This window comes from Streptomyces sp. NPDC004658 (assembly GCF_040609555.1).
Lineage (GTDB): Bacteria > Actinomycetota > Actinomycetes > Streptomycetales > Streptomycetaceae > Streptomyces.
Genome location: NZ_JBEXKG010000045.1, coordinates 1 through 20670 on the forward strand (window position 1 = coordinate 1; position 20670 = coordinate 20670).

At 67.4% G+C, this 20670-nt stretch carries 20 protein-coding genes, 1 tRNA gene and 1 pseudogene; 18 read left to right on the forward strand and 4 right to left on the reverse strand.

The window, feature by feature from the left end; all coding sequences use genetic code 11:
* Positions 1 to 555: 555 nt before the first annotated feature.
* On the forward strand, positions 556 to 2820 hold the full coding sequence (locus tag ABZV94_RS17810) for a restriction endonuclease (RefSeq protein WP_356341284.1): 2265 nt from the start codon (positions 556 to 558) through the stop codon (positions 2818 to 2820).
* 185 nt (positions 2821 to 3005) lie between these two features.
* Here ABZV94_RS17810 and ABZV94_RS17815 read toward each other — a convergent pair whose 3' ends face one another.
* The gene (locus tag ABZV94_RS17815; protein WP_356341323.1) at positions 3006 to 3383 is read right to left on the reverse strand and encodes a hypothetical protein; all 378 of its coding nucleotides are present in this window, start codon (positions 3381 to 3383) and stop codon (positions 3006 to 3008) included.
* Positions 3383 to 3883 (reverse strand): ATP-binding protein, encoded by a 501-nt coding sequence (locus tag ABZV94_RS17820; protein ID WP_356341285.1) that lies wholly within the window; start codon positions 3881 to 3883, stop codon positions 3383 to 3385. Before ABZV94_RS17820 ends, ABZV94_RS17815 begins: the two co-directional genes overlap by 1 nt.
* Positions 3884 to 4096: 213 nt before the next feature.
* Between ABZV94_RS17820 and ABZV94_RS17825 the strand changes: the two genes are divergently transcribed.
* The 12 genes from ABZV94_RS17825 to ABZV94_RS17880 all read left to right on the forward strand — a co-directional run bounded on the left by ABZV94_RS17825 (position 4097) and on the right by ABZV94_RS17880 (position 13053).
* Entirely contained in the window at positions 4097 to 4411 is a 315-nt protein-coding gene (locus tag ABZV94_RS17825) for an antibiotic biosynthesis monooxygenase (protein ID WP_100568071.1), read from the forward strand.
* Positions 4392 to 5630 (forward strand): helix-turn-helix transcriptional regulator, encoded by a 1239-nt coding sequence (locus ABZV94_RS17830; protein WP_356341286.1) that lies wholly within the window; start codon positions 4392 to 4394, stop codon positions 5628 to 5630. The genes ABZV94_RS17825 and ABZV94_RS17830 overlap by 20 nt, the downstream gene beginning before the upstream one ends.
* A 315-nt stretch (positions 5631 to 5945) precedes the next feature.
* Entirely contained in the window at positions 5946 to 6302 is a 357-nt protein-coding gene (locus tag ABZV94_RS17835) for a hypothetical protein (RefSeq protein ID WP_356341287.1), read from the forward strand.
* Positions 6302 to 7678, forward strand: coding sequence for an FtsK/SpoIIIE domain-containing protein (locus ABZV94_RS17840; protein WP_356341288.1), 1377 nt, complete (start codon positions 6302 to 6304; stop codon positions 7676 to 7678). Before ABZV94_RS17835 ends, ABZV94_RS17840 begins: the two co-directional genes overlap by 1 nt.
* Positions 7679 to 7757: 79 nt before the next feature.
* Entirely contained in the window at positions 7758 to 8339 is a 582-nt protein-coding gene (locus ABZV94_RS17845) for a DUF2637 domain-containing protein (protein WP_356341289.1), read from the forward strand.
* Positions 8340 to 8350: 11 nt separating this feature from the next.
* The gene (locus ABZV94_RS17850) at positions 8351 to 8542 is read left to right on the forward strand and encodes a mobile element transfer protein (RefSeq protein ID WP_053708302.1); all 192 of its coding nucleotides are present in this window, start codon (positions 8351 to 8353) and stop codon (positions 8540 to 8542) included.
* A 10-nt stretch (positions 8543 to 8552) separates the two neighbouring features.
* Positions 8553 to 8747 (forward strand): hypothetical protein, encoded by a 195-nt coding sequence (locus ABZV94_RS17855; RefSeq protein WP_356341290.1) that lies wholly within the window; start codon positions 8553 to 8555, stop codon positions 8745 to 8747.
* A 13-nt stretch (positions 8748 to 8760) separates the two neighbouring features.
* Positions 8761 to 9018, forward strand: coding sequence for a SpdD protein (locus tag ABZV94_RS17860; RefSeq protein WP_356341291.1), 258 nt, complete (start codon positions 8761 to 8763; stop codon positions 9016 to 9018).
* A gap of 131 nt (positions 9019 to 9149) precedes the next feature.
* Positions 9150 to 10469 carry a replication initiator gene (locus tag ABZV94_RS17865; protein ID WP_356341292.1) on the forward strand — a complete coding sequence of 440 codons (1320 nt, stop codon included), beginning with the start codon at positions 9150 to 9152 and terminating at the stop codon, positions 10467 to 10469.
* Positions 10445 to 10639: a helix-turn-helix domain-containing protein gene (locus ABZV94_RS17870; RefSeq protein ID WP_074993257.1), complete on the forward strand. Its 195-nt coding sequence runs from the start codon at positions 10445 to 10447 to the stop codon at positions 10637 to 10639. The genes ABZV94_RS17865 and ABZV94_RS17870 overlap by 25 nt, the downstream gene beginning before the upstream one ends.
* Positions 10636 to 12009: a site-specific integrase gene (locus ABZV94_RS17875; RefSeq protein ID WP_356341293.1), complete on the forward strand. Its 1374-nt coding sequence runs from the start codon at positions 10636 to 10638 to the stop codon at positions 12007 to 12009. The genes ABZV94_RS17870 and ABZV94_RS17875 overlap by 4 nt, the downstream gene beginning before the upstream one ends.
* Before the next feature lie 189 nt (positions 12010 to 12198).
* Positions 12199 to 13053, forward strand: a complete 855-nt coding sequence (locus tag ABZV94_RS17880) for a nuclease-related domain-containing protein (RefSeq protein ID WP_356341294.1) — start codon at positions 12199 to 12201, stop codon at positions 13051 to 13053.
* A gap of 47 nt (positions 13054 to 13100) precedes the next feature.
* Here ABZV94_RS17880 and ABZV94_RS17885 read toward each other — a convergent pair whose 3' ends face one another.
* Together ABZV94_RS17885 and ABZV94_RS17890 are read right to left on the reverse strand one after the other, a co-directional pair.
* Positions 13101 to 13412, reverse strand: a complete 312-nt coding sequence (locus ABZV94_RS17885) for a hypothetical protein (RefSeq protein ID WP_159048938.1) — start codon at positions 13410 to 13412, stop codon at positions 13101 to 13103.
* Positions 13413 to 14102: 690 nt separating this feature from the next.
* Positions 14103 to 14174, reverse strand: a tRNA-Arg gene (locus ABZV94_RS17890).
* Positions 14175 to 14340: 166 nt separating this feature from the next.
* On the opposite strand from ABZV94_RS17890, the pseudogene ABZV94_RS17895 reads away from it, so the two are divergent.
* From ABZV94_RS17895 to thrC, 5 genes and pseudogenes are all read left to right on the forward strand, one after another.
* Positions 14341 to 14712 (forward strand): annotated as a pseudogene (locus ABZV94_RS17895) (response regulator); the annotation flags it as partial.
* 586 nt (positions 14713 to 15298) lie between these two features.
* Complete coding sequence (gene nrtL / locus ABZV94_RS17900; protein ID WP_356341295.1) at positions 15299 to 16561, forward strand: ArgS-related anticodon-binding protein NrtL; 1263 nt, start codon at positions 15299 to 15301, stop codon at positions 16559 to 16561.
* A gap of 53 nt (positions 16562 to 16614) precedes the next feature.
* Positions 16615 to 18006, forward strand: coding sequence for a diaminopimelate decarboxylase (gene lysA / locus ABZV94_RS17905; RefSeq protein WP_356341296.1), 1392 nt, complete (start codon positions 16615 to 16617; stop codon positions 18004 to 18006).
* Between the two features lie 159 nt (positions 18007 to 18165).
* Positions 18166 to 19455 carry a homoserine dehydrogenase gene (locus ABZV94_RS17910; RefSeq protein ID WP_356341324.1) on the forward strand — a complete coding sequence of 430 codons (1290 nt, stop codon included), beginning with the start codon at positions 18166 to 18168 and terminating at the stop codon, positions 19453 to 19455.
* 6 nt (positions 19456 to 19461) lie between these two features.
* Positions 19462 to 20520: a threonine synthase gene (gene thrC / locus ABZV94_RS17915; RefSeq protein ID WP_356341297.1), complete on the forward strand. Its 1059-nt coding sequence runs from the start codon at positions 19462 to 19464 to the stop codon at positions 20518 to 20520.
* Positions 20521 to 20670: the final 150 nt, after the last annotated feature.

Consider the following 20670-nt stretch of genomic DNA (forward strand, 5'->3'; position numbering starts at 1 on the left):
CCGCCTCCAGGCCATCGAGCGGGACACCGACGTCGCCTGAGCTGTGGTGCACACAACTTCGTACTCGGTGGTGCACTCAGAGGAGTACTTGGACAGCCAGAGCAGAGAGAGCACCCAACCACCGCTTTAAGGAGAGCGGCGGGGGAGCGGGGTCGCTGACCTGGGGCTTCGATACCTGGCTAGGCTGCCGAGAACTCGACCGTGAGACAGCCCTGTTGACCGTGGCTGACCTCCGCATCTGGCACGGCAGTGGCACGAACCTCAGCCGACGAAAGTCAACCACGATGGCGGGCGCGCCGATCGACCAGGCGCGCGTGTGCCTCGCTGCACCCCCACCGACCTAAGCCACGCTGCCACGCCGTCGACTAGAGCACGCCGCGCCGGCCGAACCGTGACCTGTGCCGTCTGTTTGGGAGTGTCCGTCAGAGGCCACGAAGCGGACTTGGCAGGCTCTCTTGCCTTGAACGACACAGCGGGACTGAGTCGTTTCGGCGAAGTGTCCCGGCGGGAGCCGCAAGCGCACCATAATGAGAAGTATCGCTACCAGGAGGGGACATGGACAGCTTCGATCTCGCCAGACTGACCGATTTTGATTTTGAGGCTGTTTGTAAGGATATATTCGAGGCCGAATACGGCCTGAGGCTAGAGCTATTTTCCCCAGGCGCTGACGCGGGAGTGGATCTTCGCTATTTCCATGCAGGTAAATCCGAGCTCATAGTTCAATGCAAGCACTGGGTGCGCTCATCGCGGGCTAAATTGATCGAATACGTCAGGAATGTTGAGCTTGCCAAAGTTCAAAGGCTGAAGCCGGATAGGTATGTTCTTGCTACTTCCGTTGAGCTCACCAAAGACTCCAAAGATAAGCTGTACGATCTACTGGCCCCATACGTCAAAACGCCAAGCGACATCCTCGGAGTCGACGAGATAAACGCACTCTTGCGTAAGCATGAACATATCGTCAGACGTCATCTTCGGCTCTGGCTAACTAGTACAGCGGTCCTTAGTTCCTTGCTCTCAAAGAGCATTGTGACACGCTCTCAGCAACTTGCCGATGCGCTGGATTCCACGCTTCGTACGTACGCCCCCAATGAGAGTTACGGGAGAGCCCTAGACCTTCTAGATAGTCGGCATTCGTGCGTTATTGCAGGAATTCCCGGTATCGGGAAGACGACGTTGGCTCAAGTTATTTGTGCAGTGTACGTGAGTGAGGGGTTCGAACTGGTTGAGGTATCAGCGGACCTTGAGGAGGCCAACACGCTATGGGACGATAACATCGCGCAGATTTTCTATTACGATGACTTCCTGGGGCAGTCCTCTTTGGCGGAGAAGCTCGGGAAAAATGAAGATAGCCGTCTGCTTTCCTTCATGGAAAGGGTTGAAAAAGCGCGCAACAAGAGGTTCATCCTCACTACGCGTGAATACATCCTTGCTCAAGCGCGACAGCGATATGAAAAGTTGGACAGGCATCGTTTCGAATTGCAGACGTGCGTGGTCGACATGGAGGACTATACCTACCGCGCTAGAGGGTCCATTCTTTACAATCACGTATATGCGTCCGACCTCAGTGGTGAGGTTAAGGCAAGATTTGCGAATCCTCGGGTTTATCGGCCCATAATTCAGCATCCTAATTTTAACCCCCGGGTGGTAGCGGTCACGATCTCAGAAGCCGCTCTGTTCCCTTCAGTGGCCGAAGATCTTGGCAATAGAATCGTGATGAACCTCAATAATCCTCGGAGCGTATGGTCGCATATAGTAAATAATCAGCTGGAAGAATCCGATGTTTATCTGCTGGGGCTGATTTACTCATTTATTGGCGGTGTCTATCTAGGTGACATGCAAGATCTGTGGGCTTCCCTGAATCGGAATGCGCGAGATCTCCGAAAGGCCATCAGTACACTCGAAGGTACGATGCTCGGGACTTATCTAAAATCCGATAGGATCTTCCTGGCATTCCACAACCCGTCGGTTCGTGACTTCATGAGGGAATACCTCCTAGAAGATCAGGCGAGTCTCCTAGGGCTAATCAAGTGTTTTTCTCATTTCGAACAAGTCGAGACGCTCTTGGTCATGGTTAATGAGCGAGAGGAGGTTCGGAAGTTCTGCGTACGCAACTTGAACGACCTTGAGTGTGTAGCAGTGAAGGCGTTCAATTCTCCAGGCCTTCGTAACGACGGCGTAAATCCCAGCTTCGATCTCGCACATCGCGCCAGGGTCTATCTAGCGCTTGGGGAAACTCTAAACTCGGAGCCGATCCAAACGTGCGCCTACGGGGTGCTTGTCGAGGGTGACGCCATCCTCAACGCTTATGATTCGCAGGACATTATCGACATAATTCACTTCCTGCAGGAGTCGAAGAGGGAGTCACTGAGGGGAATTGTTGCGGATGTCGTTGAATTCGCAGTTGAGTGGGCGACGGCTGATCTTTCGTCCTGGGAGTTGATTGAAGCAGCCAGGAGTTTCCTCGAAAGCCTATCGGACTTCGTTCCAGACTCTGATATGCAGAACCTTGAGGACGTGGCTATATGGTATGCCGAAGACGCGATTGAGGCTTGGGCAGAAGAGGGGCCTGATTCGATGATTGACCATTCCGTTATGGAGAGAATCCTGGCCTATGCTGGCAGTCTCGAAAACCCCGAAGAGACTTTTCCTGGCTACCGTGAAGCCGTGAATAAGATGCCAGACATCGACTCCGATTATGACGTTAGGGAATACCGTGTGAACCGGATGGAGGAATCCGACTCGGGAGTGAGTCTGATTGAAGAAATGCAAGATGTCGCCCGCATGATGAAGACGCTGCGGGTGACTCGCGAGGATATTTGACAAAGCCGAACACCCCAGCTACGACGTAGCCCTTCACCAACGTCAGCTGGGTGATCGTCGTGCGCGCGGCACGGGCGCCGGCTGGGCTGGAGCGGGGCGGAGACAGGAGCGCAGGCCCGGCCGGGGGCCGGGCCGCGCGCGGTGAGCGGAGCGAGCCGCCTTGAACCCGTAGAGAAAGTTGTAACTCAGTCGGGCTTCCGGGGCTTGAAGTCATGAGCGCAGTTCGGGAGTTCGGCGCCCTGACGGTGCAAGAGCGGCAAGAAGATCACCGGTCGGATGGTCCACGTGATGCGGATGTCCTCGTGGGTCACCGACACCGTGCAAGGCTCGGAGCGGAGCAGCGCACGCCTAGTCTCGATGCGGCCGTCGTACAGCCACTGCCATGCAGCGTCCGACGCGTCTGCGTCGAGGGCCGATGAGATCGTTCGGAGAGTGACCGCTACCCACCGGTCCGCCTGCGGAGCTGCGTAGGCGTCGAAGGATGCCAGTAGCGCCGGCCCTCGCTGCTCGGTGAGGTCCTCCGTCCAGCATTCGCACCAGTAGCCGCGTCGGGCCCCCTTCATCAGCACGGGTGGCCTCCTGCCGTGGCCTTGGAGCTGCCGTCGTCGCTCTGAGATGTCTGCGGTGCGTCATGGGGGTCCCGCTCGGCGTTCAGGAACGCGGCGCCGACTCCCGGATCCACGTGGACACCGAGTTCCGCGGTGACCGTTCGGCCGGACTCGTCCCCCTGGACTGTGACGCTGTCGGCGAGAGAGGTGACCAGGACGAGCCCGCGGCCGTGCGTCGCGTTGAGCGGTGGGTCCTGGACCTCGGGCGTGGTCTTCGTGTGGCCGCAGTCGGTCACCGCGATCGTGAGCACCCGATCGGAGATGGTGAGGCTGACGCGGAAGGCGCCGGCGCCCTCGCCGCTGGCGGTGTGTGTGACGGCATTGGTGCCGAGTTCGGTGACGATCAGCTCGGCGTCCTCGGAGCGCGGGTGGCCGTTCAAGGTGGCTCGGGTCCAGCGGCGCGCGGTGCTGAGTTCTTGGGGGTGCCCAGGGAAGGTGCGTCCGTGGGTGGGCATGGCGTCCTCCATGGCGGTGACCTGCTGTCTTCCGTGCCATCGGGGGCGACCGGCTGACACGGACCATGCAGAGCCGTACAATTAGTACTAGCACCGTACCGAATGTGCGCGTACTAAGAGTGCGGGTTCGTACTTTTCGTGCGAGCGGTCGGCGCATAGCGTTCGCCGGGTGGTCTGGTGCTGGCCTGGAAGCCGATGGAGAGAGGACCTCGCATGTTCGGACTGATGGTGCGCTTCACCTGCAAGGACGAGGCGTCGGCGGCGGCGTTCGATGACCTTGTGGCACGGACTGGCGAGCTGATCCGGGCGAACGAGCCCGGGACGGTGATCTACACGGTGCACCGCGTTGACGGACGTCCCTTGGAGCGCGTGTTCTACGAGCTGTACCGGGACAAGGGCGCCTTCGAGGAGCACGAGTCGAAGGACTACGTGCGGGCCTTCCTCTCCGAGCGGGACCAGTACCTTTCCGCCACAGAGGTCGACCGTCTGGACTTCGTGTCCGGCAAGGGTGTGGACGTTGAACACTGAGTATCAAAAGGCGCTAGGTCGCAAGATCGCCTTCCACCGCAAGCGGCGCGGGCTGTCGCAGAAGGAGTTCGCCGGTCTCCTCGGGCGATCGGAAGCGTGGGTGTCCCAGGTGGAGCGGGGCGTACGACGCATCGACCGGATGACCGTGCTGGAGAAGGTTGCCGAGGTGCTGGAGGTGCCGATCGCCGAGTTGGCGGCCGAGGCCCCCATCGTTGCGTCCGTGGCCGAAGGCGAGCCACCGGGTGCGAGTCGGCTGCGACTGGTGCTGAGTTCAGCGCACTCGCTCAAGGCGATCCTCGGTCGGCAGGACGCATCCCCGGATGTGCCGGCACTCCGCGCCGAGGTCGACCGTGCCTGGTCGCTGACGCATCAAGGCAACTACGCCGACTTGGCCGAGCTGCTCGAAGGGCTCGTTCCTCGGCTGGAGTCGGCTACCCGCTCGGTGTCAGAGGCCGAGCGTCCCGAACTCTTCCGGTTGCTCGCGGTCATGTATCACACGTGCAGCGGGGCGCTCGCGAACCTGGGGGAGCCTGAGGCGGCCTGGATCGCCGTTGACCGTGCCGTTGTCGCCGCCGAGCGAGCCGGTGATCCGCTGCTGATGGCGGCCGGCGAGTTCCGGCTCTCCATCGTCTTCCTCGGTGCGCGTCACTTCGAGCAGGCGGCTCAAGCGTCGGGCAGTGCGGCCGACGCCTTGCAACCCCTCGCGGAGTCCGGGCATATCGAGGCGGTGGCGCTGCGGGGCGCCCTGACGTTGCAACGGGCGGTCGCCGCCGCTCGGCTGAACCTGGCTGATGAGGCGTACGGCTTCCTTCGCGATGCTCGTGCCATGGCCGAGCAGGTCGGTGATGGGCGCAACGACTACAACACCGAATTCGGGCCCACGAACGTCGGTTTGCACGAGGTGTCGGTCGCGGTCGACCTCGGAGACGCCGGTGTCGCCCTTCGGGCCGCGCAGGCAGTTGACGCGTCGGGGCTGTCCGCAGAGCGGCAGACACGGTTCCAGATCGATGTGGCCAGGGCGTACGCCCAGCGGCGTCAGGTTGCTGACGCCGTATCAGCGCTGCTGAAGGCGCGGGAACAGTCGCCCGAGATGGTGCGGTCCTTGCCGATGGTCAAGCAGCTCGTGGCGGACCTTCTGACCATGAGCCAGCCCCCGTCCGAGGAGCTGCGAGCCCTGGCAGGAGAGTTGGGCGTACACGAAGTACGGACTGGTACCTGAAGTACTAGACAGTACTTGGAGTACGGGTTACTGTGGTTGGCGTCGGCACGCTCCTTCGCGTCCAGCGGAGTTGGCGTGCGGGCATGCGAACGGGCCGGAGCAGGAAGGCAGACCTGCACCGGCGCGTGAGTGAAAGGGCCACAGAAAGCAGATGTGGCCTGAGCGGGAGGCAGCCCACTCAGGCCGGGTGCGTCTTTGGCATCAACGCTCTTGGAGCGTATCGCGCCCAGTCGGTATGAGGTCAACCTCCCGTTGCGTAGTCATTCATCACTGAATGCACCGTGCCTACGGTGCGACGCAAGGGAGAGCAGTTCTGTGCGTGTAATCCGTGTGGAGACGTCGGCGGCGACAATCCTGCTCACCGAGGCTCCGGAGCCCAAGGTCCGCGACCGGCAGACCGGTGAGATCGCCAAGGATGCGAACACCGGTGAGGCGCTGATGACCATCGGCGTCGTCTACATCGAGGACGGGGAGTCCTCGCTCATCAAGGTCACCGTTCCGGAGAGCGGCATCACCGAGGGACTGTCCCTCGGCTCCCCGGTCTCGCTGGTGGGCCTGGTGGCCCGGCCGTGGGAGACCGTTTTCAACGGCCAGCAGCGTCACGGCATCGCCTACCGGGCGGCTGCGGTCGCGCCGGCCGCCTTCCCGGCAGCAGTCGGGGCCTCCGCCTGATGTCGGACTGGATGACGCTGTTGGAGGTGGGTGGTCCCCTCGCCGCACTCGGCGGCGGGGCCGCCTACGCCCGGACTCGTCACCCGGGCGTCTACTGGTCCACGGTCGGCCTGCCGTTATCGACGGCCCGGCTCCTGGGCTCGTACGGCTCCGTCATGGAGGCGTGTGGGCTGACGGTGCAGCCTTCCAGGCTGCGGGCCCTCGCCGTGAGGGCAACGACTCGACGTGAGGTTCGGCCCGTGCCTCCGCGGCGAGGCATCATCCGGCCCACGTCGACGGGCTTGCGGCTCCGGCTGCGGCTGGCTCCCGGCCAGGAACCGGCGGACGTCGCCGCCTCGGCGGAGCGACTACGGCACGTTTGGGGCGTCCACGCCGTGTACGTGCGGGACGTCAAGCCGGGTGTCGTGGAACTCCGGCTCGTCGGCTTCGACGTCCTGCGGAAGGTGCGGATGCCTCGACGAAGCGGCGGTGGGCTTCTCCGGGTGCCGGTGGCCCTGAGGGAGGATGCGACCGCGTTCGTCCGCGACTACCGCGCCATTCCCCACCAACTCACCCTCGGCGCCACCCTGTCCGGGAAGTCCATGTACCTACGGCACCTGGTGGCTGGACTCGCCCCTCAGCCAGTCGCCCTGGTCGGTATCGACTGCAAGCGCGGTGTCGAGCTGGCGCCGTTCGCCGCCCGGCTCTCCGCGCTGGCAACCGACCCGGAGCAGGCGGCCGAGCTGCTGCCCGTGCTGGTCAAGGAAATGGAAGACCGGTACGACCTGATCAAAGCCCGGCAGGGCATCGTGCCGAGCACCCCGGACGAGGAGATCACCTCCGACATCTGGGGCCTGCCCGACAGCGAACGTCCCGTGCCGATCGTGCTGTTCGTGGACGAGGTTGCCGAACTCTTCCTCGTCGCCACGAAGAAGGATGAAGAGCGGCGGGACGAGATGGTCACCCAGCTCATCCGGCTCGCTCAGCTCGGCCGCGCGGCCGGCATCTATCTGGAGGTCTGCGGGCAGCGCTTCGGCGCCGAACTCGGCAAAGGCGCAACCATGCTTCGCGCCCAGCTCACAGGCCGTGTGTGCCACCGTGTCAACGACGAAGCCTCCGCAAAGATGGCTCTCGGCGACATCGCTCCCGAAGCGGTCATGGCCGCCTGCTCCATCGCCCCCGAACGGCCCGGCCTGGCCGTGGCAGGTGACACCTCCGGCGGCTGGTCCCGTATCCGCACGCCGTACCTCTCCCTCGCCGACGCTGCCCAGGTCTGTCGGGAGTCGGCACACCTGGTCCCCGCTGTGCCTGCGCTGAGGCGCTTCCGGCCCTACGCCCCCGCGCAGCAGGTCGTGACAGCCACTCCGGTGGTTTGTGCGCATCCGGCGACGGACTGACCCACTTCCCCCCGGCCGGCGTGCCCATCTCGCGCCGTGTCCCTACCCCGGCACGTCCGAAATCGGAAGGAGCCGCATCATGCGCGCCCAGCTTGCCCGCGTAGACGCGGTGCTCGTCCAGGCGCTCATCGCCGCCGCCCTGTCCTTTGCCCACCTGCATGACGTCGCCTCGGCGGCCGGGCAGGACGGGTGGAAGGCGTGGGCCTACCCCGTCTCCGTCGACCTGCTCCTGGTCGCTGCCTGGCGTCGACTGCGCTCCGGCGTCACAAAGACGGCGGCCTGGTGCTGGTTCGTCGTCGCCCTCACTGCGTCCTTGGGCGCCAACGTCGCCACCGCCGGTCTCCTCGACCTCGGCGACGTTCCGGCCTGGCTGCGCATCCTCGTCGCCGGCTGGCCTGCGGTTGCCTTCCTCGGAGGAACGCTCCTCGCGCACTCGGCACCGAGGGCAACTGCTGATGCCGAGGACCAGGACGGTGAGCCCGTCATCGAGGCGCAGCCGGAACTTCCGCCCGTACCGGTACCGGCCGCCCTCGTCGCTCATGCCCGCAAGGTCGCCGCCGAACACCGTGCCCGGACCGGGTCGGTCATCGACACCTCAACTCTCCGCGCTCGGCTCGGCGTCCCGGCGCCACTGGCCGAGGCCATCGCCGCACAGCTCTGAGAGGAGCCCTCATGCCCGCCAACCCGCGCTTCCGCAACGTCGTCCGTATCGGCCCTGTCCAGGTCGGCACGTACTACGACGGCCGGGGCCGCGAGAAGCACACCGCCGCATGTACGGCCCCGCGCTGCGGCTTCTCGACCGACTACGACAGCCGCGCCGCCGCCGAACTGGCCGCCCGCACCCACCGCTGCGCCGCCCGCTGAGGAGACCCCTGTGACCGTCTCGCTCCCGCTCGTCTTCGTCCTGGGCGTCATCGCCTGGGCCGCGATCAAGTTCCTCGGCGTCCGCCTCTGGGTCGCCGTCGTGATCGCCCTGTTCGGCTTCTGGCTCTCGCACACCTTCCTCGCCCCCGCCATCGAGTCCGGCACCCGCGCCGGCGTCGACGTCGTCAACGGCACCCACAAGTGACAAGGAGTCCGCCATGCTGCGCCCCAAGCTCCCCGACGTCCCGACCCTGCCGACCACGATCCCCACGTCTCAGCAGATCCAGGCTCCGGCTCCCTCCGCCGGCCGTCCGGTCGCCCCGTACGTGGGCATCGGCGCCGGAGCCGTGGCCGCCGTGGTCGTCGTCGGCATCGTGCTCACCGCGCTCCTGGCCGCGGTCGCCATCTCGGCCGTCTCCGTGGCCATCGCCGCCGTGGTCCTGCGCTCCCTCGTCAGCAACGCGCACAAGCGCTGACCGGCCCCGGGGCGACACCAACGCCGCCAAGCATCCCGTCGCCCCGGGGCCGTCCCTCCCGACCGCAGAAACAGCCGAAAGGAAGTCCCATCATCACCCGGCAGACTCCGCCCCCGCTGGCGGAACTCTCGATGCTGGCCTCACTCGGCACCATGCCCGAGCTGGCACGCCAACTCTCCGGCCTGGGTGGCTGCACCAACCCTGTCCGCCTCGACGGCCACCGCTCCGAGTACCAGGTCGACACCACGACCGGCGAGATCGGCAGCCTCCTGCACCATCTCGATTCCAGCGCCCTGCCCGCCGGTCAGCTCCTCGTCCGCTGCAACAACCGCCGCGCCACCCGCTGTGTCGCCTGCGCCGAGACCTACCGCCGCGACACCTTCCACCTGATCACCGCCGGTCTCCGGGGCGGCAAGGGCACCCCGGAACAGGTCGGCACCCATCCCCGTGTCTTCGCCACCTTCACCGCCCCCGGCTTCGGCCCGGTCCACAACCGCCCCTCCGGCGGACGTGACTGCCGCTGCGGCCTCCGGCACGACGAGACGGATCCCGCCCTGGGCTCGCCTCTCGACCCGGACACTTACGACTACGAAGCGGCCGTGCTCTGGAACGCGCACGCCGGAGCCTTGTGGCGGCGCTTCTCGATCTACCTCCGCCGCGAGGTCGCCAAGCGCGCCGGCCTCACCCAACGCGCCTTCTGCGATCACGCCCGGATCTCGTTCGCCAAGGTCGCCGAGTACCAGAAGCGGGGCGCCGTCCACTTCCACGCCGTCATCCGCCTCGACGGCCCGGAAGGCGGCGACACGCCTCCACCGGCCTGGGCCACCACCGAGCTGCTGACGGACGCCATCGGTGCGGCTGCCGCTGCCGCACGCGTCGACGGACCGGAGATCGATGGCCGGTCGCACGCGTTCGTCTTCGGCCGCCAGCTCGACGTCCGCCCGATCCGCTCCGCCGACTTCAACGACGGCCAGGAGCTGACCGAGCGAGCCGTCGCGGCCTACATCGCCAAGTACGCCACCAAGGGCGCCGAGACCGCGACCGGCACCCTCGACCGGCCGATCCGGTTCCTCGCCGAACTGGCCCAAGCCCGGATCACCGAACACGCCCGGCGCATGATCCGTACCGCTTGGACCCTCGGCGCACGCCCCGAGCTGGCAGACCTCCGCCTCCGTCCCTGGGCGCACATGCTCGGCTTCCGCGGCCACTTCTCCACCAAGTCCCGTCGCTACTCCACCACCCTCGGCGCCCTCCGTGACGCCCGTGCCGAATGGCGCCGCGCCCAGAGCGCTCCAGTTGTCCCGCAGGACGGCGAAACCACCCTCGTCCTCGCCCACTGGGTCTTCGCCGGTACCGGCCTCTCCCGCGCCGAAGCCTGGCTCACCACATCACTCGAACCTGCCCCTGGAACGGAAGGAGAGCCGACATGGACGCCCGCCGCGACGAGCTGATGACCGTTCGCCAAGTCTTGGACGAACTGGGCGGCGTTTCTCGCCGGACGTTCTACCGCTGGCGTGAGCTGGGGTTGGGGCCAGCCGCTTTCAAGCTCCCCAACGGTGAGCTTCGGGTCTGGCGCAGTGATTTCACCTCGTGGCTACGGCAGCTGGAGGAGGCGGCGTGAAGTCTCTCGACGTCAAGGTCTGGGGCGTACGCAAGCGGGACACCAAGACGCCTTCTTACGGCGTCCGCTGGTCCGTCGCGGGCAACGTCTTCTCTGACTCGTTCCGCACCAAGGCGCTCGCTGATCACTACCGAGCGAAGCTTATGAGTGCCATGCGGGGCGGCGAAGAGTTCGACACGGAAACTGGTCTTCCGGCTTCAATGGAAGAGAAGAAGTCGCCATTGTCCTGGTATGACTTCGCCCTCAGGTATCTCGCAATGAAGTGGCCGCACGCTGCACCCAATACGCGAGACGGCATCAATGAATCTCTGACCAGCGTGACCATGGAACTGCTCGCGGAGCGCGCAGGGCGACCGTCCGACGAGGAGATCCGCAAGGCCTTACGTAACTGGGCCTTCGTGCTGCCAGGCCCCGACGACCGGGAAGTCCCGGACAGTGTCCGGAACGTCCTGCACTGGGTAGCGAAGGCTTCCCGGCCGCTTGCGGACCTCGCTGAACCGGCAACGGCCCGTGCGGTGCTCGACGGGCTGAAGCTCAAGCTCGACGGCACCGCGGCAGCTGCCGAGACCGTGCGGCGGAAGCGGCGGACCCTCGTCAACGCTGCGAACTACGCGGTCGACCTGGGGGAGCTGCGAGAGAATCCGATCACGGCGGTTCGCTGGCAGAAGCCCAAGGTCTCGAACCAGGTCGATCCGCGCGTTGTCGCGAACCCGGAACAGGCCCGCGATCTGCTGGCGGCAGTGTCCTACGTCGGCGGCTACCGGCGTGCTCGCGGCCGGCGCCTCGTCGGGCTGTTCGCGGCTATGTACTTCGGTGGCCTCCGGCCCGCTGAGGCGGTCGGCCTGGTCGAGACTGACCTTGTCCTCCCTGAGCAAGGCTGGGGATCGGCGCTGCTCCACCGGACCCGTCCTTCGGTCGGCAAGCAGTGGACGGACTCGGGGGAGACCCACGACGACCGCGGGCTCAAGAACCGACCGACTGAGGACGTTCGGCGTGTGCCCATCCCGCCCCAGCTTGTTGCCGTGCTGCGGGAGCACTTGGCCACGTTCGGCACGGCGGAAGACGGGCGGCTCTTCTTCAGCGAGAAGGGTTCGATCGTCCCGTCCTCGACCTATTACCGCGTGTGGCAGGAGGCTCGGCTCCTGGCGCTTCCGCCGGCTGTCGCGGCCTCGCCACTTGCGAGCAGGCCGTACGACCTTCGGCACTCGGCGCTGTCGACGTGGCTCAATGCGGGGGTGGATCCCACCGAGGTTGCCGAGCGCGCCGGCAACAGCGTTGAGGTCCTGCTGACCAGGTACGCGAAGTGCCTCGACGGACGGCAGGACGTCGCCAACCGGCGCATCGAGGACCTGCTCCGCGAGTACGAGTGAGACAACCTGCACCCTCACTGAGGCCTCAGGCATGCCGCCTGGGGCCTCCCTCGTTTTGTTCCTACCTGCGCCGATGCGTCGTTCGGAAAGGGCGTGCTGAGTCGAGCTGCGTACCCTGCGGTCTTGTGGCCTCGTCTCGCTTGCTGCTGGCATATCTGCAACGTCAACGCGGGAGTACAGGGGGGCCTTGTGGAACTGCACGTCACGCGCTGGAAGCGGTACTGGCATGATCGTCTGTACGCCAACCTGCCTGATGGCACCGCGGTCGGTTGGGCGGACGTCACGACGAGGGACATCACGGTTTTGCGGGCCGAGTGTCGTGACGACGTGATCGCCGTGCTCACGAAGCACTTACAGAACCTCACCGAGCCTGTCCCGCCAGACAGGGCGCCGGAGGTTCAGGCGCGTCCGATGCTGCCGCCTCTGACGCCGGCCGACGACCTGGCCGTCAACCCTCCCGGGCAGGCGTTGCGTGATCTGCTCGCCGAATCCGGCCCGGGGCTGATGGAGCGAGTCGTTTCACGGCTTCTGCGGCGGCCCTCGGAATGGGACTCCTGGCGAAAGGGATTGGCGGGGGAGCGGCGAGTGGGAGCCGAGTTGAACCGCTTGGGGCGCCACGGCTGGCGCGTCCTGCACTCCGTTCCCTTGGCCAACAAAGTGGATATCGATCACTTACTGATCGGGCCTGGGGGAGTGTTCAGCATCAATACGAAGCACCACCACAAGCGGGCCGTATGGGTCGGGGACGATTCCGTGAAAGTCGATCACGGGAAGCCGGCGCCCTACGCACGCAAGAGCCGGGCAGAGGCCAAGCGGGTCGCCCGACTGCTTGAGCGCTATTGCGACTTCCCGGTACCGGTGGAGCCGGTGCTCGTCTTCGTGGGTGTCACCGAGCTGAAGGTGGTCGCTACGCAGCTCGATGTTCGGGTGTACCAGGAGCGTCAGGTATCGGCACTCGCGCCGCTCTCCGGGGTTCTTACAGCCGACCAGGTGGAGCAGGTGTACGGCGTTGCTCGCCATCGTCAGGCTTGGAACCGAGCTTGAGGCCGTGCGCCTCACCAAGGTGCCGGCCTCAACTCCACCCGTTCTGATCAGGCCCCATGATTTTTAGTCAGGCAGGTGTACATCAAGTCTTCATCCCATCCGCCCGTTTCAGCGAAGCTCAGTACAGCTTCTCTCGACGGCGGCTGGCAGTTCGGCGCTTCGGTGGAGAAGGGGGAGTTGATGCCGTCGTACGGGAGCAAGTCCTGGCATTGGTAACCAGGGGCGTTCATCAGCAAGATCGCTTCTCGCTCGGTTCCGGATGAGCTGCCGGTATACACGAGGCAGAAGGTGGACCCCGGGTCACCGCCAGTGGGCGGCGTCTGGATGATCCGTACCTGTTCCAAGGTCGCTTGCGTCACCGTACCCAGAGTGGAAGCTGCCTGTGTGGGTGTCGACGGACTCGATGTGGGCGAGGCAGGTAGTGCCACGCCCTTCGTTTCAGGTGCGCTCACAGACGTCCCAGGAGCGTGTGCGCTCGCGTTCCCGTCATGGTCTTCGGAAAAATATGCAACCCCTGCCCCGGCTAGTCCACCAAGGACGCCTACGCAGGCGACTAGAGCAACCCACCGGGCACTGGATGACCCGTTAGGACGGGCCTGAGGGATACGGATGACCGGGATGTTGTCCAAGGTGTCGCCGTTGTGAAAGCGAGCCAGTTCCGCCTTGTCGTCGGGGCGGAGTGGACGCTGTGCCTGGTCTGACATCGGAGCCCCCCTGGTGATCGCGACGCGCTGAGCCAGAGCGGCAGTATCTCGCGGCGTTCAGGGTTGTGAGGCGAGGAGCCGGATTGTCCCTGCGCGGAGGGGTTGCAAGGCGCGGTGCCGGCAAGACGTGAGCCGCGGCTACGGCCGTTGAGGCGGACGCCCGATGTCGGTGCCGCCGCCGAGATTCTGTGTGCTCACCTGCGGCGATGCTCCAAGATCCCGTCCACGCCTCGTCCACAGACCCCGGCATACGGCCGCTCCGGGCGGCATACGCCTGCACATACGCGAAGACCCCGGCCTCAGCGTTTCCGCTGGTGACGGGGTCTTGGACACACTTACACAGTGTGCCCCCGGCAGGATTCGAACCTGCGCACACGGCTCCGGAGGCCGTTGCTCTATCCCCTGAGCTACGGGGGCGTGTCGGGCGCTGAGCGTCTCGCTTGCGGCGACGGGTAGAACATTAGCAGGTCCGGCGGGGTGATCAGGAACCCGTTTCCCCGGGTGGGGGCCGGCGGGTCCCCTGTACGGGGTGGAAGTGGGGAAAACCCGGACGCGGCGGCCGGTCCGGACCTACTCTCGACTTGTGCCAGGCGCTTCGGGTCGGGTGCTTGTTGTGGACGACAACAAGGTCATCCGGCAGCTGATCAGGGTCAACCTCGAACTGGAAGGGCTAGAGGTCGTGACCGCGGCCGATGGTGCCGAGTGTCTGGACGTGGTGCACGAGGTGCGGCCCGACGTCGTGACGCTCGACGTCGTCATGCCCCGGCTGGACGGGCTCCGCACCGCCGCCCGGCTCCGGGCCGATCCCCGTACGCACCACCTGCCCCTCGCCATCATCAGCGCGTGTTCGCAGTACGAGGTCGAGACCGGCCTCGATGTCGGCGTGGACGCCTTCCTCTCCAAGCCCTTCGAGCCCTCGGAGCTCGTACGGCTCGTCAAGCAGCTCATGGAGCGGCGGACCGGGCATGGGGGAGAGGGAGGGCGTGAGGGGTTCGGCAGGCCCGGTGCACCAGGGGGCCCGGGGGGAACAGGGGGGTCCGGGGAGTGCCGGGAAGATCGCAGCGGTGGGGATTCCGGTGGGGGAGCTCCCGGTGGCGGAGATCGGGGCGGGGGTGGTGAAGGAGAGACCGATCGTGAGGCGGGCTCCACTCATACCGGCAGCTCCTCCGAAGACTCCGGCAACGGCAGCACTTCCGAGGCGCCCGACGGCCACATCTCCCGCGACGGGGGCCTCTCCGACGGACGCCTCTCCAGCGGCCTGCCACGTGGCATGTCCCTCGGAGGGCAGGTCGGAGGGCAGGTCGGCCCCGCGTAGGGACAGCCGCCTCGCTCACCCACCCCCCGGTCCGCCCCGGGTAAGCACAACCACCTCGCGCCCCCACCCCCCTGGTCCGCCCCACCTAGGGATAGCCGCCTCGCGCCCCCACCCCTGGTCCGCCCCACGTAAGGACAACCTCCCCACGCCCCCACCACCCCCGGCCACCCCCGCCCAGCCATAACCGCCTCGCCTACCCACCCCCCTCCTCCCCTACGCTTGTCCCGTGACCCCCGTCGAGCTGTCCCGCACCGTGTTGCACGCGGTGCGTCGTGCTGTCGATGACGGGGAGCTGAGTGTGACCGTGCCCGAGCGGGCCGTGGTGACCGAGCCGGGGCCCGGGGGGTGCGGGGACTTCTCCACCACCATCGCGCTCCAGCTCGCCCGGCCGGCCGGGCAGCCGGCGTTGCGGGTCGCCGGGATCCTGCGTGCCCGGCTGGCCGAGGCCGAGGGCATCCGGGACGTCGTCGTCACCGGGCCCGGGTTTCTCAACATCAGCCTCGACGAGCAGGTCGATCCCGTCGCCGGGCTGGTCCGGGAGATCCGGGAGAAGGGCACCCGGTACGGGTACGGAGACGCCCTCGCCGGACAGGTCGTCGCGCTGCGGGTGCCGTACGAGGTGCGGGCCGAGGTCGTCGCCGACGCCGTCGTCCGCCTCGTGGGGACCCAGGGCGGGCGCGCCACCGTCGAGCACGGCGAGCCCGTCAATCTGCGGCCCGTGCCCGCGCCGGAGGATCCCGCGCCGCTCGGGCCCGATGCCGCCCGGTGGGCCCTCCTTCATCCCGCCCCGCACGACCGGCCCCGGATCACCGCCGATCACCTGGTCCAGCGGGAGAGCAATCCGCTGTTCCGCGTGCGGTACGCGCACGCCCGTGTCCGTGCCCTCAGCCGCAATGCCGCCCGCCTCGGTTTCTCCGCCGAGCCCGGCCCGATCGGACTCGTCGCACAGTTCGGCGCCGGGCCCTTCGGTGCCCGTGGGCACGGTGGTGTCCGCCGTCCGGGGGTTCCCGCGGACGCTGCGGCCGACCCCTTCGGCACCTCCGCGAGCGCCGGTGGCCGGAGCCTTCTCGGGACGCTCGCGCACGCCGATGCCGGCCCCCTGGTGACCCCGGTGTACGCCAGCGCCGGCCCGCTCGCCCCCTCGACCGTCAGTTCCAGTTCCAGTTCCAGTGCCGGCGCCAGCGCCGTCGCCGACACCGAAAGCACGACCAGCACCACCGGCACCACCCCCACCCCCCTCCTGACCCCCCTGGCCGCCCACCCCCGCGTCCTCGCCGTGGCCGCCACCCGTCGTGCCCCGGATCGGCTTGCCCGGCATCTCGTCACCGTCGCCGATGCCGTGCTGCCTTTGTTGCCCTGCGTGCTTCCCGTCGGCGACGAGAAACCCTCGGCCGCCCACCGCGCCCGGCTGGCCCTCGCCGAAGCCGCCGGGACGGTGCTGGCCGGCGGCCTGTCCCTGCTCGGCATCGACGCACCCGAACACCTCTGAGGCGCGCGAGCAGATGCGTCCCGGAGAGAGACAGAGAGTCTGAGAGTCACGTCATGAGCCGTTCCGCCCATCCCGCCGGGCCCCGTCACGCCGACGTCCTGCCCGAGGGGCACTACTCCGCGCCGCCCGCCGACCTCAACGCCCTGGACCAGAAGGTGTGGGCCCAGACCGTCACGCGCGGCGAGGACGGCGTGGTCACCGTCGGCGGGATCCCCGTCAGCCGGCTCGCCGAGGAGTTCGGCACTCCCGCCTACGTCCTCGACGAGGCCGACTTCCGGTCCCGCGCGCGTGCCTGGCGTACCGCGTTCGGGCCGGACGCCGACGTCTTCTACGCCGGGAAGGCCTTCCTGTCCCGGGCCGTCGTGCGGTGGCTGGACGAGGAGGGTCTCAACCTGGACGTGTGTTCCGGTGGTGAGCTGGCGACCGCGCTGTCCGCCGGGATGCCCGCCGAGCGCATCGCCTTCCACGGCAACAACAAGTCCGTCGCGGAGATCACCCGGGCCGTCGAGGCCGGTGTGGGGCGGATCGTGCTCGACTCCTTCCAGGAGATCGTGCGGGTCGCCCACATCGCCCAGGAGCTGGGCACCCGCCAGCGCGTGCAGATCCGGATCACCGTGGGCGTGGAGGCGCACACCCACGAGTTCATCGCCACCGCCCACGAGGACCAGAAGTTCGGGATCCCGCTCGCCGGGGGCCAGGCCGCCGAGGCCGTGCGGCGGGCGCTGCGGCTCGACGGGCTGGAGCTGATCGGCATCCACTCCCACATCGGGTCGCAGATCTTCGACATGTCGGGCTTCGAGGTCGCCGCCCACCGTGTCGTCGGGCTGCTGAAGGACATCCGGGACGAGCACGGCGTGGAGCTGCCGGAGATCGACCTGGGGGGCGGGCTCGGCATCGCCTACACCAGTGACGACGACCCCCGCGAGCCGCACGAGATCGCCAAGGCGCTCACCGAGATCGTGACGCGGGAGTGCGAGGCCGCCCGGCTGCGCACGCCCCGGATCTCCGTGGAGCCCGGGCGCGCCATCGTCGGCCCCACCGCCTTCACGCTCTACGAGGTCGGCACGGTCAAGCCGCTCGACGGACTGCGCACGTACGTCTCGGTCGACGGCGGCATGTCGGACAACATCCGGACCGCGCTGTACGACGCCGAGTACAGCGTCGCCCTCGTGTCCCGCGCGTCCGACGCCGAGCCGATGCTCGCCCGTGTCGTCGGCAAGCACTGCGAGAGCGGGGACATCGTGGTCAGGGACGCGTTCCTGCCCTCCGACCTGGCGCCGGGCGACCTGATCGCCGTACCGGCCACGGGCGCGTACTGCCGGTCCATGGCCAGCAACTACAACCACGTGCTCCGGCCGCCCGTCGTCGCCGTACGGGACGGCGAGGCGCGGGTGATCGTCCGCCGGGAGACGGAGGAGGACCTCCTGCGTCTCGACGTCGGGTGACCCGGAGGGCGACCCCGGGAAAGGGGCCGGAAGATCTGCGGTCTCGCGGTCCCGTACAAATGAAATAGATGTCTCACGATCCGGACGAAGGGTAGAAACTCCCGTCCGGTGAGTGAGACTGGTCCAACCGTAGACGGTAAGAGGAAACGAGGTCGGATGATGCGTACGCGTCCGCTGAAGGTGGCGCTGCTGGGCTGTGGAGTGGTCGGCTCAGAGGTGGCGCGCATCATGACGACGCACGCCGACGACCTCGCCGCCAGGATCGGGGCGCCCGTGGAGCTCGCGGGCGTGGCCGTACGGCGGCCCGCCAAGGTGCGTGAGGGCATCGACCCCTCCCTCGTCACCACCGACGCCACCGCTCTCGTCAAACGCGGGGACATCGACGTCGTGGTCGAGGTCATCGGCGGGATCGAGCCCGCCCGGTCCCTCATCACCGCCGCCTTCGAGCACGGCGCCTCCGTCGTCTCCGCCAACAAGGCCCTGCTCGCCCAGGACGGGGCCGCCCTGCACGCCGCCGCCGAGGAGCACGGCCGCGACCTCTACTACGAGGCCGCCGTCGCCGGTGCCATCCCGCTGATCCGGCCGCTGCGCGAATCGCTCGCCGGCGACAAGGTCAACCGCGTGCTCGGCATCGTCAACGGCACCACCAACTTCATCCTCGACAAGATGGACTCGACCGGCGCCGGGTACCAGGAGGCCCTGGACGAGGCCACCGCCCTGGGATACGCGGAGGCCGACCCGACCGCCGACGTCGAGGGCTTCGACGCCGCCGCCAAGGCCGCCATCCTGGCCGGGATCGCCTTCCACACGCGCGTGCGCCTCGACGACGTCTACCGCGAGGGCATGACCGAGGTCACCGCCGCCGACTTCCGCTCCGCCAAGGAGATGGGCTGCACCATCAAACTGCTCGCCATCTGCGAGCGGTCCGCGGACGGTTCGTCCGTCACGGCGCGCGTGCACCCCGCGATGATCCCGCTCAGCCACCCGCTCGCCTCCGTGCGCGGCGCGTACAACGCCGTCTTCGTGGAGAGCGACGCCGCTGGGCAGCTGATGTTCTACGGCCCGGGCGCCGGCGGTTCGCCCACCGCCTCGGCCGTGCTCGGCGACCTGGTCGCCGTCTGCCGCAACCGGCTGAACGGCGCCACCGGGCCGGGTGAGTCGGCGTACGCCGACCTGACCGTCTCCCCGATGGGCGAGGTCGTCACCCGGTACCACATCAGCCTCGACGTGGCCGACAAACCGGGCGTGCTCGCCCAGGTCGCCACCGTCTTCGCCGAGCACGGGGTGTCGATCGACACCGTTCGGCAGCAGGGCAAGGACGGCGAGGCCTCCCTCGTCGTCGTCACCCACCGGGCCTCCGACGCCTCCCTCTCCGGGACCGTCGAGGCACTGCGCAAGCTCGACACCGTGCGGGGTGTCGCCAGCATCATGCGGGTTGAAGGAGAGTAACCAGCAATGACCCACCAGTGGCGCGGAATCATCGAGGAGTACCGGGACAGGCTGCCGGTATCCGACACCACGCCGGTCGTGACGCTCCGTGAGGGCGGCACGCCCCTCGTGCCCGCGCAGGTGCTCTCCGAGCGCACGGGCTGTGAGGTCCACCTGAAGGTGGAGGGGGCCAACCCCACCGGGTCCTTCAAGGACCGCGGCATGACCATGGCCATCAGCAAGGCCAAGGAGGAGGGGGCGAAGGCCGTCATCTGCGCCTCCACCGGCAACACGTCCGCCTCCGCCGCCGCGTACGCCGTGCGGGCCGGCATGGTCTCCGCCGTGCTCGTCCCGCAGGGCAAGATCGCCCTCGGCAAGATGGGCCAGGCCCTCGTGCACGGCGCGAAGATCCTCCAGGTCGACGGCAACTTCGACGACTGCCTCACGCTGGCGCGCGCACTGAGCGAGAACTACCCCGTGGCGCTGGTGAATTCGGTCAACCCGGTGCGCATCGAGGGCCAGAAGACGGCCGCCTTCGAGATCGTGGACATGCTCGGCGACGCGCCCGACATCCACGTCCTCCCGGTCGGCAACGCGGGCAACATCACGGCCTACTGGAAGGGCTACCAGGAGTACGCGGCCGACGGCATCGCCGGCAAAACCCCTCGTATGTGGGGTTTCCAGGCGTCCGGCAGTGCTCCGATCGTGCGGGGCGAGGTCGTCAAGGACCCGTCGACCATCGCCACCGCCATCCGCATCGGCAACCCCGCGTCCTGGAGTTACGCCCTGGCCGCGCGGGACGAGTCCGGCGGTGCCATCGACGAGGTGACGGACCGTGAGATCCTGCGCGCCTACCGCCTGTTGGCCGCGCAGGAGGGTGTCTTCGTGGAGCCCGCCTCCGCCGCCTCCGTGGCCGGTCTGCTCAAGGCCGCGGAGCAGGGCAAGGTGGACCCGGGCCAGCGCATCGTGTGCACCGTCACCGGCAACGGCCTGAAGGACCCCGACTGGGCCGTCGCCGGCGCCCCGCAGCCGGTCACCGTCCCGGTCGACGCGGCCACCGCGGCCGAGCGCCTCGGCCTGGCCTGAGCGCCGGAAGCCCCGTCACGGAAGCCGGAGCCCGGGCCGCAGCGGCAGCCGAAGCCGGAGCCGGAGCCGGAACACCGGCCTCGGCCCCGGCCCGGCGGCAGCCGGAGTCCGGGCCGGAGCTCGGGAGCGCCCGGGCACCGGTCCTGAGCG